Source organism: Mesorhizobium sp. M0772 (assembly GCF_040320135.1).
In the GTDB taxonomy this organism is placed as follows: Bacteria; Pseudomonadota; Alphaproteobacteria; order Rhizobiales; family Rhizobiaceae; genus Mesorhizobium.
Genome location: NZ_JAMYPB010000025.1, coordinates 1 through 15,829, shown reverse-complemented (window position 1 = coordinate 15,829; position 15,829 = coordinate 1). Strand labels below are relative to the sequence as shown.

Annotated in this window: 10 protein-coding genes; all 10 read left to right on the top strand. The window is 65.5% G+C overall.

What is annotated here, in order from left to right; genetic code table 11:
- Positions 1-45: 45 nt before the first annotated feature.
- Positions 46-1,827: a sensor histidine kinase gene (locus tag NKI06_RS17675; RefSeq protein ID WP_023672307.1), complete on the top strand. Its 1,782-nt coding sequence runs from the start codon at positions 46-48 to the stop codon at positions 1,825-1,827.
- Positions 1,828-1,839: 12 nt separating this feature from the next.
- The gene (locus tag NKI06_RS17670; protein ID WP_352986395.1) at positions 1,840-2,301 is read left to right on the top strand and encodes an HPr kinase/phosphorylase; all 462 of its coding nucleotides are present in this window, start codon (positions 1,840-1,842) and stop codon (positions 2,299-2,301) included.
- Between the two features lie 164 nt (positions 2,302-2,465).
- Positions 2,466-2,867 (top strand): PTS sugar transporter subunit IIA, encoded by a 402-nt coding sequence (locus tag NKI06_RS17665; protein WP_023672304.1) that lies wholly within the window; start codon positions 2,466-2,468, stop codon positions 2,865-2,867.
- Positions 2,864-3,154, top strand: coding sequence for an HPr family phosphocarrier protein (locus NKI06_RS17660; protein WP_023672303.1), 291 nt, complete (start codon positions 2,864-2,866; stop codon positions 3,152-3,154). The genes NKI06_RS17665 and NKI06_RS17660 overlap by 4 nt, the downstream gene beginning before the upstream one ends.
- Positions 3,155-3,361: 207 nt before the next feature.
- On the top strand, positions 3,362-4,762 hold the full coding sequence (ahcY, locus tag NKI06_RS17655) for an adenosylhomocysteinase (protein ID WP_023681401.1): 1,401 nt from the start codon (positions 3,362-3,364) through the stop codon (positions 4,760-4,762).
- 308 nt (positions 4,763-5,070) lie between these two features.
- On the top strand, positions 5,071-7,635 hold the full coding sequence (locus tag NKI06_RS17650) for a sensor histidine kinase (RefSeq protein WP_023672300.1): 2,565 nt from the start codon (positions 5,071-5,073) through the stop codon (positions 7,633-7,635).
- Between the two features lie 8 nt (positions 7,636-7,643).
- On the top strand, positions 7,644-9,155 hold the full coding sequence (gene tsaE / locus NKI06_RS17645; protein WP_023687431.1) for a tRNA (adenosine(37)-N6)-threonylcarbamoyltransferase complex ATPase subunit type 1 TsaE: 1,512 nt from the start codon (positions 7,644-7,646) through the stop codon (positions 9,153-9,155).
- Between the two features lie 14 nt (positions 9,156-9,169).
- Positions 9,170-9,874, top strand: coding sequence for a nucleotidyltransferase family protein (locus NKI06_RS17640; protein ID WP_352986473.1), 705 nt, complete (start codon positions 9,170-9,172; stop codon positions 9,872-9,874).
- The gene (gene addB, locus NKI06_RS17635; RefSeq protein WP_352986392.1) at positions 9,871-13,008 is read left to right on the top strand and encodes a double-strand break repair protein AddB; all 3,138 of its coding nucleotides are present in this window, start codon (positions 9,871-9,873) and stop codon (positions 13,006-13,008) included. The genes NKI06_RS17640 and addB overlap by 4 nt, the downstream gene beginning before the upstream one ends.
- Positions 13,005-15,829, top strand: a 2,825-nt coding sequence (gene addA, locus NKI06_RS17630) for a double-strand break repair helicase AddA (RefSeq protein ID WP_352986390.1), incomplete at its 3' end; no start/stop codon positions are given. The genes addB and addA, both read left to right, overlap by 4 nt.

Sequence of the window (15,829 nt, the reverse complement as noted above, 5' to 3'; positions counted from 1 at the left end):
CGACGACATGCATAAAACCAAAGACTAGGCGGGAGCTGCTATTCGATGGCAGTGGATGTACAGCGGAGCAGACGAACGAGCGCTGTCAGGCGGTCGCGGATTCTGCCCGCATTCCTGTCGAGGTTGACGGTGCCGATGCGCCGCTTCCTCGGCCACCACATCTTTTCCAGCCTGACCCGGCGCATCCTGTTCCTCAACCTGGCCGGCCTCGCCGTGCTGGTCACCGGCATCCTCTATCTCAACACCTTCCGCGACGGGCTGATCGACGCCCGCGTCGAAAGCCTGATGACGCAGGGCGAGATCATCGCCGGCGCCATTGCCGCGTCGGCAACGGTCGAGACCGATTCGATCAGCATCGATCCGGAAAAACTACTCGAACTGCAGGCCGGTGAAAGCCTGGGGCCGGGCTCAGACCAGCTCGACAATCTGGATTTCCCGATCAACCCCGAGCGCGTCGCGCCGGTGCTGCGGCGGCTGATTTCGCCGACGCGCACCCGGGCCCGCATCTATGACCGCGACGCCAATCTGCTGCTCGATTCGCGCCATCTCTACTCGCGCGGCCAGATCCTGCGCTACGACCTGCCTCCGGTCGAGGACGAGCAGCCGGATATGCTGGAGCGCGTGCAGAAATTCGTCTTCGACTTCTTCCGCAACAAGGACCTGCCCGTCTACCATGAGCAGCCCGGCGGCAACGGTGCGGCCTTCCCGGAAGTGGTCAAGGCGCTGACCGGCAGTCCGTCGACGATCGTGCGGGTGAGCGAACAGGGCGAGCAGATCGTTTCAGTGGCGGTGCCGATCCAGCGCTTCCGCGCCGTTCTCGGCGTGCTGATGCTGTCGACGGAAGGCGGCGACATCGACAAGATCGTCGCCGCCGAGCGCAAGGCTATTTTGCGCGTGTTCGGCATCGCCGCCCTGGTCACCGCCATCCTGTCGATGCTGCTCGCATCCACCATCGCCAATCCGCTGCGCCGGCTATCGGCGGCGGCAGTGCGGGTGCGGCGCGGCGTCAAGAGCCGCGAGGAGATCCCCGACTTTTCCGACCGCCAGGACGAGATCGGCAATTTGTCGGTCGCGGTGCGCGACATGACCAATGCGCTCTATGCCCGCATCGAGGCGATCGAAAGCTTCGCTGCCGATGTCTCGCACGAGCTGAAGAACCCGCTGACCTCGCTGCGCAGCGCGGTGGAGACCTTGCCGCTTGCCAAGAACGACAATTCACGCGGCAGGCTGATGGAGATCATCCAGCACGATGTCCGGCGTCTCGACCGGCTGATCACCGACATTTCCGATGCCTCGCGCCTAGACGCCGAACTGGCGCGTGAGGATGCCGCCACGGTCGATTTGAAGAAATTCATCACCGATCTCGTCGCCGTGTCGCGCGAAGCGACGCGCAACAAAAAGGCTGTCGAGATCGAATTCAAGGCCGCCAAGCTGCCGCAAGGCGTCAAAGGCTATTTCGTCACCGGCCATGATCTGAGGATCGGCCAGGTCATCACCAATCTGATCGAGAATGCCCGCTCCTTCGTGCCGGAGGACCACGGCCATATCGCCATTTCCCTGGCACGCTCGGGCAAGGTCAACATCGTCACCGTCGACGACAACGGCCCCGGAATCCGCGCCGACGCCATCGACCGCATCTTCGAGCGCTTCTACACCGACCGCCCGGCCGGCGAGGCGTTCGGCCAGAATTCGGGGCTTGGCCTGTCGATATCCAGGCAGATCGTCGAAGCCCATGGCGGCACGCTGACCGCCGAGAACATCCCCGGCACCAAGCCCGGCGACATCAAGGGCGCGCGCTTCGTCGTTACGCTGCCGGCCGAAGGCTGATCGCGGCTGCGCATGCCCGATCCCACCGCGGAACCCGAGAACATCCATGCCACCGCAGTCCTGATTGGCGAGCGGGGCGTCCTGATCACCGGGCCGTCCGGCTCGGGCAAGACAACGCTGGCGCTGGCGCTCATCGACCATTTCAGCCGGCTCGGGCTGTTTGCGCGGCTGATCGGCGACGACCAGCTGTTTGGCGCGGCGCGTTTCGGGCGGCTGGTCTGCCATGCGCCAGCCAGCATTGCCGGCCTCGCAGAGGTGCCCGGACTTGGTCCGAAGCCGCTTTTGTTCCAACCTGTGGGAGTCATCGACCTTACGATCCAGCTGGTTGCCGCTAACGCTGTGGAGCGTTTCCAGGAAGAGTCGAGCGCGACCATTGCCGGCTGTGTGGTGCCGCGCATCGACCTCGTTCAGCGCAACGTCACTGCGGCTTTGCCGGCGGTAATGGCGCGGCTGGCGATTGCGCCTTTCGTATGATCCGCCGCCGGTTTTTTGCTGCAATGCGTCAAATTGGCCATGGCCGACGCAATTTTGGGCTTGTCAACGCGCCGCGCGTCGACAAGATAGCGCTCCCGCCGCCTGGGATGGCCGGCGAGCATAAAAAGCGCCTGTGAAGCGGCGATGACGGGAGCCACCATAGAATGATCGGACTCGTGCTTGTAACGCACGGTCAACTGGCCGCCGAGTTCCGCCATGCCGTGGAACATGTCGTGGGGCCACAAGACAATTTCGAAACCGTGGCAATCGGCGCCGATGACGATATGGAGCAGCGTAGGCGCGATATCGTCGACGCCGTCGGCCGCGTCGACACCGGGACCGGGGTCATCGTTCTGACCGATATGTTCGGCGGCACGCCTTCCAACCTCGCCATTTCGGTGATGGAATCCGGTCGCACCGAGGTCATCGCCGGCATGAACCTGCCGATGCTGATCAAGCTGTCGTCGATCCGCAAGGGCGACAACATGGCGACCGCGCTCGACGAGGCGCAGGCCGCGGGGCGCAAATACATCAACGTCGCAAGTCAGCTGCTGAGCAGCAAATGAACGCGCTGTCGCCCGGTGAGATCGTGCGCGAGTTCCCGATCGTCAACCAGCGCGGCCTGCATGCGCGCGCCTCGGCGAAGTTCGTCCAGGTCGCCAGCGGCTTCGACGCCACCGTCCATGTCGAGAAGGATGGTCTCAAGGTCGGCGGCACCTCGATCATGGGGCTGATGATGCTGGCGGCGAGCCCCGGTTATTCGATCCGCGTCACAGCCAGCGGCGCTGAAGCCGCAGCGGCGATGGACGCGCTGGAGCAGCTGGTCGCCTCGCGCTTCGGCGAAGAGTGCTGAAGCTCTTTTTTGTTTGAGCATGATCTTGTCCGAAACCGGCTTCCACTTTTCGGGATCATGCTCCGCAACCACATGCGCGCATAAAGATTTCTTTATATCCCATTGTCGTCTTGGCGGCGATCTGCTAGTCAGGCCGGCATTCCGCGCCCTTCGACGCGCCGTGTGGCGCAGGCGCATTCTGAAGACAAATCGCACCGGAGCACTGCCATGACAGGTAGCAAGGACTATGTGGTTGCCGACATCTCGCTTGCCGGCTGGGGCCGCAAGGAACTCGATATCGCCGAAACCGAAATGCCGGGCCTGATGGCCTGCCGCGAAGAATTCGGCGACAAGAAGCCGTTGAAAGGTGCGCGCATCACCGGCTCGCTGCACATGACCATCCAGACGGCGGTGCTGATCGAGACGCTGAAGGCGCTTGGCGCCGATATCCGCTGGGCCTCGTGCAACATCTTCTCGACCCAGGACCATGCGGCCGCGGCCATCGCCGAGGCCGGTATCCCGGTGTTCGCCGTCAAGGGCGAGTCGCTCGAGGAGTACTGGGACTATACCGACAGGATCTTCCAGTGGGCCGATGGCGGCCTCTCCAACATGATCCTCGATGATGGCGGCGACGCCACCATGTACATACTGATCGGCGCCCGCGCCGAAGCCGGCGAGGACGTGCTGTCCAACCCGCAGAGCGAGGAAGAGGAATACTTCTACGCCCAGGTCAAGAAGCGCCTGAAGGCCTCGCCCGGCTTCTTCACCAAGCAGAAGGAAGCCATTCGCGGCGTCACCGAAGAGACGACCACGGGTGTCAACCGGCTATACCAGCTGCAGAAGAAGGGTCTGCTGCCGTTCCCGGCGATCAACGTCAACGACTCGGTCACCAAGTCGAAGTTCGACAACAAATATGGCTGCAAGGAATCGCTGGTCGACGGCATCCGCCGCGGCACCGACACCATGATGGCCGGCAAGGTTGCGGTCGTCTGCGGCTATGGCGACGTCGGCAAGGGCTCGTCGGCTTCGCTCAAGGGCGCCGGCGCCCGCGTCAAGGTCACGGAAGTCGATCCGATCTGCGCGCTGCAGGCGGCGATGGACGGCTTTGAAGTCGTCACGCTGGAAGATGCCGCACCGACCGCCGACATCGTCATCACCACCACCGGCAACAAGGATGTCGTCACCCTCGACCACATGCGCTCGATGAAGGACATGGTGATCGTCGGCAATATCGGCCACTTCGACAATGAGATCCAGGTCGCGTCGCTGCGCAACCTGCAATGGACCAACGTCAAGCCGCAGGTCGACATGATAACCTTCCCGGACGGCAAGCGGATGATCCTGCTGTCCGAGGGGCGCCTGCTCAACCTCGGCAACGCGACCGGTCATCCGAGCTTCGTGATGTCGGCTTCGTTCACCAATCAGGTGCTGGCGCAGATCGAACTCTACACCAAGCCCGGCCAGTACCAGAACCAGGTCTATGTGCTGCCCAAGCACCTCGACGAGAAGGTGGCGCGTCTGCATCTCGACAAGCTTGGAGCCCGCTTGACCGAACTTTCCGGCGAACAGGCCGCCTATATCGGCGTGACCCCGCAGGGTCCGTTCAAGCCGGAACACTACCGCTATTAGCCAAAGCGGCGTTTACCACTAGATATTGAAGCCGGGCGATTGACTTTTCGCCCGGCTTCTTTTTTGCGCGGATGATTCTTCACGCCGATTCCAGCACGCGCTATTGTGCTGATTCGTGGGCCGGGGACGAGGCCGGCGTACGCATCGAGAGCATGATTCGAACCGAAGGACCGCGTCGGCGAAAAGTGGGAAGCGGTTTTCGGAAAAGATCATGCTCTTTAGAAAAGAGTTAGGTCAGAAGGGCGTTTCCATCAAACGTGATCCTGATCTGGGCGGTCTTGCATTCAGGCGGCGAAGAGGACCAAGGCATGCCGGGGGAAAACCCGCCTCGCGCGGGATCGGCCGTTTCCGGCGGCCATGACGATTCCGATAGCAATGGCTCCGTCACGACAGGCGGTGGCCTGAAGAGGCGCGTCGGCGCCCGCACCGCCGGCTTTCTTGCCACCTCAGCTCTTGCCGGCCCGCTCACCTCGTTTGCCGCCCATGCCGAGCCGGCCATTGCGCAGAAGGCCGGACTGTCGGTCAGCGCGGTCGAAGTCATCCAGCTCGCCATGTTCGTCGGCGTCATGGGCGCGGCACTGGTCTCGGCCATCTTCCTGATCCGCGAAAGAGCCCGCACCTCGGCGCAGAATGTCGAACTCAGAGCCCGCATTGCCGACATCAATGCGGCGCTGCAGCGCTCCGAGGCGCTGCTCAATCTGCGTGACCAGCGCGTCATCGTCTGGGCGTCGGAGAACAAGAAGCCGGAGCTGATCGGCACGCTGCCGCTGGAAAGCGGTGCGCCGGACGACCGTGCAGCCTTCCTCGCCTTCGGCCGCTGGCTGATGCCGCGCTCGGCGGCGGCGCTCGAAAATGCCGTCGCTGGTCTGCGCGAGAAAGCGAAACCCTTTGATCTCGTGATCGAATCGCAGGCCGGGGCGCCGCTTGAAGTGCATGGCCGCAAGAGCGCCGCGCATGTGCTGGTGCGCTTCGTCTCGCTGTCGGAAACTCAGAGGAGCCAAGCCAGGCTGAAGATCGAGAACCAGCGTCTGGCCGCCGACTACGAGACCATGATCGGCCTGCTCGACGCCTTGCCGATGCCGGCCTGGCTGCGCGCCACCGACGGGCGGCTGAAATGGGTCAACCGTGCCTATGCCGGAGCGGTCGAGGCACCGAACGCCGAGACCGCCGTGCGCGAAGCCAAGGAATTCCTCGGCGCCCAAGCGCGCGAACAGATCGCCGCGCAGCACAAATCGCGCCCAATCTTCGAACAAACGCTGTCGACGGTGATCGAGGGCGACCGCCGCGTGTTCGCCGTCACCGACTTCGCCGGTGCGGACGGCTCGGCCGGCCTTGCCTGCGACACCAGCGCCACCGAAACCATTCGCGGCGAATATGAGCGCACGGTGCGCAGCCATGCCGACACGCTCGACCAGCTCAACACGGCGGTGGCGATCTTCGATGCCAACGAAAAGTTGCGCTTCTTCAACCAGGCGTTCCAGAAACTGTGGGGGCTGGACCCGGGCTTCCTGCACAGCGCGCCCGACAATGCGCTGCTGCTCGACCGGCTGCGCAGCGAAGGCAAGATCGCCGAGCAGCCGGAATGGCGGCGTTGGAAAGAAGGCCTGCTTGGCGCCTACCGCGCGGTGGAATCGCAAGAGCATTGGTGGCATCTGCCCGACGGCAAGACCATCCGCGTGGTGGCCAACCCGCAGCCGAAGGGCGGCGTGACCTGGGTGTTCGAGAACCTGACCGAGAAGATGGACCTGGAAAGCCGCTACCAGACGGCGGTGCGGGTCCAGGGCGAAACGCTCGACAATCTGGCCGAAGGCGTCGCGGTGTTCGGCCCCGATGGGCGGCTGCGCCTGTCGAACCCGGCCTTTGTCGCGCTGTGGGGACTGAGCCAGGATGTGATCAAGCCCAACGTCCATGTCTCGGCGATCCGCGATCTCAGCGACCAGCGCGCCGTCGACAGCCCGTGGGGCGGGTTCGTCGCCGCCATCACCGGTTTCGACGACGAGCGCCGCGACCGCCATGGCCAGACCGAACTGAAGAACGGCACAGTGCTCAGCTACGCCGTCATCCCGCTGCCCAACGGCCAGGTGATGATGACCTTTGTGGACGTCACCGACAGCGTCAATGTCGAGCGCGCGCTGAAGGACAAGAACGAAGCGCTGCAGAAATCCGACCAGCTGAAGAACGAGTTCGTGCAGCACGTCTCCTACGAGCTGCGCTCGCCGCTGACCAACATTATCGGCTTTACCGAGCTTCTGTCGCTGCCGGCGACCGGGCCGCTCAGCCCAAAGCAGCGCGAATATGTCGAGCATGTCGGCTCGTCATCCTCGGTGCTGCTCACCATCGTCAACGACATACTCGACCTCGCCACCGTCGACGCCGGCATCATGCAGCTCGACATTTCGGAAGTAAGCGTCGAGCGCACCATCGAGGCCGCGGCCGAACTGGTCGCCGACCGGCTGCAAGAGCATTCGATCAAGCTCCGGATCGACGCCGCTGCGGCGCCGAAGAGTTTTCACGGCGACGAGACCCGGGTTCGCCAGATCCTCTACAATCTGCTCAGCAACGCCGCCAATTACGCGCCGGAGGCGAGCACTATCACGCTTGCCTGCCGGCATTTGGAGCAAGGTGTGGAATTCTCCGTCCATGACAACGGCCCCGGCATGCCGCCGGACCTGCTCGATTCGGTGTTCCGCCGCTTCGAGCCGCGCACCAATGGCGGGCGCCGGCGCGGTGCGGGCTTAGGCCTGTCGATCGTCAAGAGCTTTGTCGAGCTGCACGGCGGCAGCGTGCGCATCGAGACCGGCAAGGACAAGGGCACCACCGTCATCTGCACCTTCCCCGATGCACCGTCGGGCATCCGCGCCGCGGCCGAGTAGCGCGCTCGATGACTGTTGTTGTGCTGGAGCGTTTTCTCGCCGACGAGGCTGCGACCGCAAGGCTCGGCGAAGACCTGGCCATGGCGCTGCGGCCGGGCGACGTGCTGGCGCTCAAGGGCGATCTCGGCGCCGGCAAGTCGACGCTGGCGCGGGCCCTGATCAGGGCGCTGGCCGATGATGCCGGCCTCGATGTGCCGAGCCCTACCTTCACCTTGGTGCAAAGCTACGACACGCGCATCCCCGTGCACCATTTCGATCTCTATCGCCTGTCCTCGGCCGGCGAGATGGACGAGCTGGGTTTCGACGAGGCGCTGCTGCAGGGCGCTGCCCTTGTCGAGTGGCCGGAACGGGCGGAGGCCGCTCTTCCGAGAACGTCGATCTGGATCGAACTCGTCCATCAGGACGAAGGACGATTGGCGAAACTATCGGGCCAAGGCGTTGCCTTCGAACGCGTGGCGCGATCGCTGGCGATGCGCGATTTCCTCAAAACGGCCGGTTGGGGCGACGCCGCGCGGCGTCATTTCGTCGGCGACGCCTCGGCGCGCTCTTACGAGATTGTTTCGCTCGCCGGCCTTGCGCCGCGCGTGCTGATGAATTCGCCGCGGCTGGTGCTGGGGCCGCCGGTGCGCGACGGCAAGCCCTATGCCGTGATCGCCCACACGGCGCAGTCGGTCACCGCTTTCGTCGCCATCGACAAGGCGCTGCTGTCGCAAGGTGTCAGTGTCCCAAAAATCCATGCCGAGGATCTCGAACGGGGCTTTCTGCTGCTGGAGCATCTGGGCTCGGAAGGTTTTCTCGACGGCAATGATGAGCCGGTGGCCGAGCGCTACGCGGCAGCGGCCGAATTGCTGGCGATGATGCATGGGAAGACCTGGCCGCAGCGCATGGAGGCCGTGCCGGGCGTCTTCCACGAGGTGCCGCCGTTCGATCGCGACGCCATGCTGATCGAAGCCGATCTCTTGGTCGATTGGTATGTGCCGATGGTGACCGGCAGCCCGGCAAGCGAGGCTTTACGCGCCGGCTATCACAGGGAATGGAACGCGGTTCTCGATCGGCTGGACACACAGAAATACACGCTGATGCTGCGCGACTTCCATTCGCCCAACATCATCTGGCGCGGTGACCGCAAAGGCCACGACCGCCTCGGCATCGTCGACGTCCAGGACGCGCTGATGGGTCCTGCGGCCTATGACGTTGCGTCGCTGGCCATGGATGCCCGCGTCACCGTTTCGCCCGATATCGAGCAGCGGACCGTGGACGCCTATGTCGCTGCGCGGCACGCCGCCGTCGGCTTCGATGAGGACGCCTTCCGCAGGGCCTATGCGATCATGGCGGCGCAACGCAATTCAAAGATCCTCGGCATTTTCGTGCGGCTCGAAAAGCGCGACGGCAAGCCCTATTATCTCCGACACCTGCCGCGCATCCGCGATTATCTCAGGCGGGCGCTGGCGCACCCGGCGCTGGCTCAGCTGAAGGAGTTTTACATGGCACATGGCCTGCTGGAGGAACGGCTCCCGTGACCTTGACCACAGCGATGGTGCTGGCGGCGGGTCTTGGCAAGCGCATGCGGCCGATCACCGACACCATGCCGAAGCCGCTGGTGCGGATCGCCGGCAGGACCTTGCTCGACTGGGGGCTGGACAGTCTCGAAGCGGCCGGCGTCGAGAAAGCCATCGTCAACGTGCACTATCTGCCGGACCAGATCGTCGCCCATATCGCCCACAGGCGGGCGCCAAAGATCGTCATTTCCGACGAGCGCGACGCGCTGCTGAATTCGGCGGGTGGCATCGTCAAGGCATTGCCGCTGCTGGGTGCCGAACCCTTCTACATCATCAACGCCGATACGTTCTGGATCGACAGCGGCCAGCCCAGCCTCGAGCGCCTTGCCCTTGCATGGGACGGCGCGAAAATGGATATTCTGCTGATGCTTACCGATCTCGACTCGGCCACCGGACACGGTGTCGGCACGGATTTCCTGATGGCGCCGGATGGCGGCCTGCGGCGCTCGAAAGGCGATCCGGCCGGGTTGATCTATGCCGGAGCGGCAATCGTCAATCCCGCCATCTTCAGGGATGCGCCGGCCGGGGCGCATTCGCTCAACACCTATTTCGACAAGGCAATCGCCTCTGGCCGTCTGTTCGGCATGCAGATGCGCGGAAGCTGGATCACCGTCGGCACTCCCGACGCCATTCCGCAGGCGGAAGCGGCGGTCGCCGACGCTCTCGCGAAGTTGGTTTGAGCGGCGCGCGCCGCGTTCTTTCGATCCCGCCCGGAGCGCCATTCCTGCCGACTCTGGCCGAGGCCTTGCTGGCCGGACGGCTGGTGCCCGGCTTCCGGTTCGACGGCGATCCGCTGGCGCTGGCTGATGTCACCATCTATGTGCCGACACGGCGCGCGGCCCGTGCGCTGCGCGGCACTTTTGTCGACGCGCTTTCGGGACCGGGAGGGAGCCGCCGTTCGGCGATCCTGCCGGTCATCCGCCCGCTCGGAGAGTTCGACGAGGACGAAGCCGCCTTCGACGCCGGCACGCCGACCGAGCTTGAAATGGCGCCGCCGATCGCAGCCATCGAACGCCTGCTGCTACTGGCGCCGCTGGTGCGGGCCTGGAAGCGCACCTTGCCGGCGCATGTCCTTGATATGTTCAACGAAGAGATCGTCGTGCCGGCCTCCGCCGCCGATGCGATCTGGCTAGCGCGTGACCTCGCCCGGCTGATGGACGAGATCGAAACCGAAGGCACGGACTGGACCAGGCTTGCCGATCTGGTCACCGGCAATCTTGCCGGATGGTGGCTTGTGACGCTCGATTTCCTCCGTATCGTCACCGAGGCCTGGCCGAAATTACTGGAGGAGCGCGACCGCTCCAACCCGGCCGCGCACCGCAATGCGCTGATCCGGCGCGAGGCGAAGCGGCTGGAACGCAACCCGCCCAAAGGCCCGGTGATCGCCGCCGGCTCGACGGGCTCTATTCCCGCCACGGCCGAACTGCTTGCCACGGTCGCCAGCCTGCCCAACGGCGCCGTGGTGCTGCCCGGGCTCGATGGGATGCTGGACGAACCGTCTTTTGCCGCGATTGGGGCGCCCGGTGCGCGGCCGGCACTGCTTGGCCACCCGCAATACGGCATGGCCAAGCTGATCGGCAAGATTGGCGTGCTGCGTGGCGATGTCGAGGAAGTGGTCTCCGCCGAGCCCGCACTGGCGCTCCGCGCGGCCCTTGTCGGCGAGGCGCTGCGGCCGGCCGAGACCACGGAATTATGGGCCGAGACCCGCATATGCTTCAACGCCGTAGACATCGCCGAGGCCTTCGCCGACGTGACGCTGGTCGAAGCCGCCAGCGAACGCGACGAGGCGGCGGCGATCGCCATCGCGCTGAAAACCGCCGTGGAACAGCCGGGGCACAGGGCAGCGCTCGTTACCGGCGACCGCGGGCTGGCGCGGCGCGTCTCGGCTGAGCTGTTGCGCTTCGGTGTGATCGCTGACGATTCCGGCGGCACGCCGCTCGCCAACACGCCTGCAGCCAGCCTGCTGCGGCTCACACTTCACGCGGTATTCCGGCCCGGCGATCCCGTCGACCTTTTGTCGCTGCTCAAGCATCCGCTGCTCGGGCTCGGACTTGAGCGCACCGGCGTGCGCCATGCCGCCGAGCTCATCGAACTCGTGGCGCTGCGCGGCGGCACCGGACGCCCCGACATCGCCGCCTTGCCAGCACTGTTCGAGGAGCGTCTCGCCGGGCTGAGCGGGGACAAGCGCCAGCCCTTCTGGTTTTCGCGCCTGAGCGTGCGCGGCATCGACGATGCCCGCGATATGCTGAGCAGGCTTGTGGCGGCGCTGGCGCCGCTGACTGCCTTTCGCGGTGAAGAGAATGCCGATCTCGTCGCGTTGACCAGAGCGAGCGTCGCCGCGCTGGAAAATCTCGGCCGCACGGCGGAGGGCAGCCTGGCTGAATTTTATGCCGGCGACGCCGGCGAGAAACTCGCCGAGCTGCTGCGCGGTGTGGTCGCCGCGTCTGCATCGTTCGACTTCCCGGCCGACGAATGGCCTGATGTGATGGACGCGCTGGTAGCACCGGAAACGGTCAAGCCGGGGCAAGGCACAGACCGCAACATCGCGATATGGGGCGCGCTGGAGGCACGGCTGCAGAGCGTCGACACGCTTGTCATTGGCGGGCTGAACGAAGGCGTGTGGCCACGCAAGCCGGAAAGCGATCGCTTCATGTCGCGGTTGATGAAGGCCGGCATCGATCTCGAGCCGCCGGAGCGGCGCATCGGCCTTGCCGCCCACGACTTCCAGATGGCGATGGGGGCGAAAAAGGTGGTGCTGACGCGCTCCGCCCGCGCCAGCGACGCACCGGCGGTGCCGTCGCGCTGGTTGCAGCGCATCCTCACCTTCATCGGCAAGGATCCTGCAGCCGCACTGCGCGGACGCGGCGACGAATTGCTTGCCTGGGCGCGCGCGCTCGATGCCGGCGAGCGGCAGCATTTCGCGCCGCGACCGCAGCCGAAACCGCCGCTGAGCATGCGGCCCACCCACTTCTCGGTGACCGAGATCGAGACGCTGCGCCGCGACCCCTATGCGGTCTATGCCAAGCGTATTCTGAGCCTTCTGCCGCTCGAGCCGGTGATCCGCGACCCCGGCGCGGCCGAGCGCGGCACGCTGTTTCATGACATCCTGCATCTGTTCTCGACAGAGGTGGCGGATCCCCGCGCGCCCGAAGCTCTGGAACGCCTCATCGCTGCCGGCCGGACCTGCTTTGCCGAGATCGCCCTGCCCGCCGACGTCGAGGCGGTGTGGTGGCCGCGCTTCGAAAAGCTCGCCGCCAACATCATCGAATGGGAGCGCGGCCGCGCCCCTGCCGTCGCCCGGCGGCATGCCGAGGAGCGCGCCGAAAAGACGGCTGTCGGCCGTACCGGTGTGACGCTGTCCGGCTATGCCGACCGCGTCGACCTTTTGGCCGGTGGCATGGCCGACATTCTCGATTACAAGACCGGCTCCTCGCCATCCAAGGCGCAGGCGCACACGCTGCTGGCGCCACAGCTGGCGCTCGAAGGGGCGCTGCTCCGGCGCGGCGCCTTCAAGGGGCTTGGCGCGCGCGAACCCTCGCAGCTTGCATTCGTGCGGCTGAAGCCGAATGGCGAAGTGTTCGAGGAATCCATCCTCGACTACAACCGCCAGCCCCGGACCGCCGAAGACCTCGCCGAGGAGGCCTGGGCGCGGCTGGAAAAGCTGCTGGTCCATTATGCCGATCCGACGACCGGCTATCTGTCGCGGGCGCTGCCTTTTCGCGAGGGCGAGAGCGATGGCGATTACGACCATCTGGCGCGCGTGCTCGAATGGTCGGCCGGCGGCGACAGCGATGACGAGGCGGGGGAGGCATGAAAAAAGCCTATCCCATCCCCAGCGAAACCGCCGCCAGCCAGGCGCGCGCCTCCGACCCGAAGAACTCGGCCTGGGTGTCGGCCAATGCCGGCTCGGGCAAGACGCATGTGCTGGCCCAGCGCGTCATCCGGCTGCTGCTCAACGGCACCGATCCGTCGAAGATCCTGTGCCTGACCTATACGCGGGCGGCCGCCGCCAACATGTCGAACCGCGTGTTCTCGACCCTGTCGGAATGGACGGCGCTCGGCGCTGCCGCGCTTGCCACTGAGTTTGTGGGGGTGGCCGGCCGCCGACCCGACCGCGACACGATGCGGCGGGCGCGCCGGCTGTTTGCCGAAGCGCTGGAAACGCCGGGCGGGCTGAAGATCCAGACCATCCACGCCTTCTGCGAATCGGTGCTGCACCAATTTCCGCTGGAGGCCAACATCCCGGCGCATTTCGAAATGCTCGATCCGCAGATGGAGGCCTCGCTGTTTGCCGGCGCCCGCCGCGACATGATTTCGGGCACGTCAGCCGGAGACGCCGGACTGACCGTGGCCTTTGCCACCGTGCTGGAGCGCGGCGGCGAACACGGACTCGATACGCTGCTCGCCGAAATCGTGCGCAAGCGCGACGGTTTACGCGGCTTCATCGATGCGGTGAGGCGCGAGGGCGCCGGCTTTCAGGCCCTGTTCGACGAATTCCATTTTCGCCCCGGGCAGAGCGCCGAAGACATAGCGGCATCGGCATGGCCGCTGCCTGGTTTCCTGCCGGACTTCTTTGCAGTGTTTTCCAGTGCCGCCGAGGCCACCGACGCCCGCACCGTGCTCAACAATCTCTTGCCCTATGCTCGCTTGGCCTTTGCCGAGACGGACCCGATCCGCCGGCTGCAGATGCTCGGCAAAGCCTTTCTCAAGGGCGATGGCGACCCCTATGATCCCTCAAAGTTGTTCAAGAAGGCGCTGCTCGGCCGGCTGCCCGACCTTCCCGAGCGCTATCTGGCGGCCGTCAAGGCGATAACAGAGGTCTCCGACCGGCTGGCGCTGTTCCGGATGCTGGAAGGCACGGTCGCGGCGTTGACCATAGCCGACTGGCTGATCGTGCGGTACGAGCGCCTGAAGCGCAGCCGCGGCTTTCTCGACTTCAACGACCTCATCACCCGCACCGTCAACCTTCTGGCGCGGCCGGATGCCGGACCCTGGGTGCAGTACAAGCTCGACCAGGGTATCGACCACATCCTGCTCGACGAGGCGCAGGACACCAGCCCCGACCAATGGGAGGTGGTGAAGCGGCTGGCGGAGGAGTTCTTTGCCGGCCACGGCCAGCGCGGCACGACCAATCGCACGGTGTTCGCCGTCGGCGACGAAAAGCAGTCGATCTATTCCTTTCAGGGTGCCGCGCCGGATTCCTTCGCCGACAGCCGGCTCTTGTTTTCCGGACGCGTGAACGCCGCCAATGCTTCGTTTGCCGACCTGAAACTGACCTGGTCGTTCCGGTCGACCGACGACGTGCTTGCCGCCGTCGACCGTGTCTTTGCCGAGCCGGGCGTGCGGCGCGGCATCAGCCATGATCCCGACCCGCTCGACCACAAGGCGATCCGCAACGATGCGCCGGGCTATGTCGAGGTCTGGCCGTCGCTCGGCGCTGACGCCGTCGAGGAGCCCGACGACTGGACGTTGCCGGTCAATCATGCCAGCGCGCCGGCTGTGCGGGTGGCCGAGCACGTGGCTGCGACCATCCAGACCTGGCTGAAAAACCGCGAGATCATCGAGGGCAAGGGACGCAGGCTGAGGGCCGGCGACATTCTTGTGCTGGTGCGCAAGCGCGACCGCTTCGTCCATGCGCTGTCGCGCGCGCTGAAGGACCGCGATATTCCCGTCGCCGGCGCCGACCGGCTGAGCCTGCCCGGCCACATCGCGGTCAAGGACCTGATCGCACTCGGCCATTTCCTCATCCAGCCGCAGGATGACCTGTCGCTCGCCGCCGTGCTGCGCAGCCCGGTTTTCGACGTGTCGGAGGAGACGCTTTTTACGCTTGGCGCCGGACGGCCAGCCGGAACATCGCTGATCGCCTCATTACGCCAGCATGCTGGCGACAATACCGCGCTGACCGATGTCGTTGCCCGGCTCGACGGCTGGGCCAACGAGGCGGCGTTCCGGCCGGTGTTCGAATTCTACGCCGGGGTGCTGGCTCGCGACGGCCTGCGCAAGAAGATGATCGCCCGGCTTGGACCGGAAGCCGGCGACATCCTCGACGAATTCCTGAGTTTCTGCCTGGCCGAGGAACGCACCGGACTGCCGGGGCTGGAGGCTTTCCTGGCGACGCTGGAGAACACCGGCCCGGAGATCAAGCGCGAGATGGACCAGACGCGCGACGAGGTCCGCGTGATGACCGTGCACGCCGCCAAGGGCCTGGAAGCGCCTGTTGTCTTCCTGGTCGATGGCGGGTCGGCGCCGTTCAGCGACCAGCATCTGCCGCGGCTGATGCCGTTCGACGCTTCGGGCCGCAATTTCGACGGCAAGGGCTATCTCTGGCGCTCGGCCGCCGATGTCGCGAACGGCTTCTCCAAGGCGGCCTCGGCCAGGGCGCGGGAGCTTGCCGACGACGAATACCGCCGGCTGCTCTATGTCGGCATGACGCGCGCCGAGGACCGGCTGATCGTCTGCGGCTATCACGGCAAGCGTCAGCCCAGCACCGGCACCTGGCATTCGATTGTCAGCCGCGCGCTGCTTGCCGCGCCGGAAAGCACGGAGCGCCGCCATCCCGCCAGCGGCGAGCCGGTGCACCGCTTCGTCATGACCAAGCTGCCGGCGGTGGCGCCCGCGGCGGCCGCCGCGCGGCG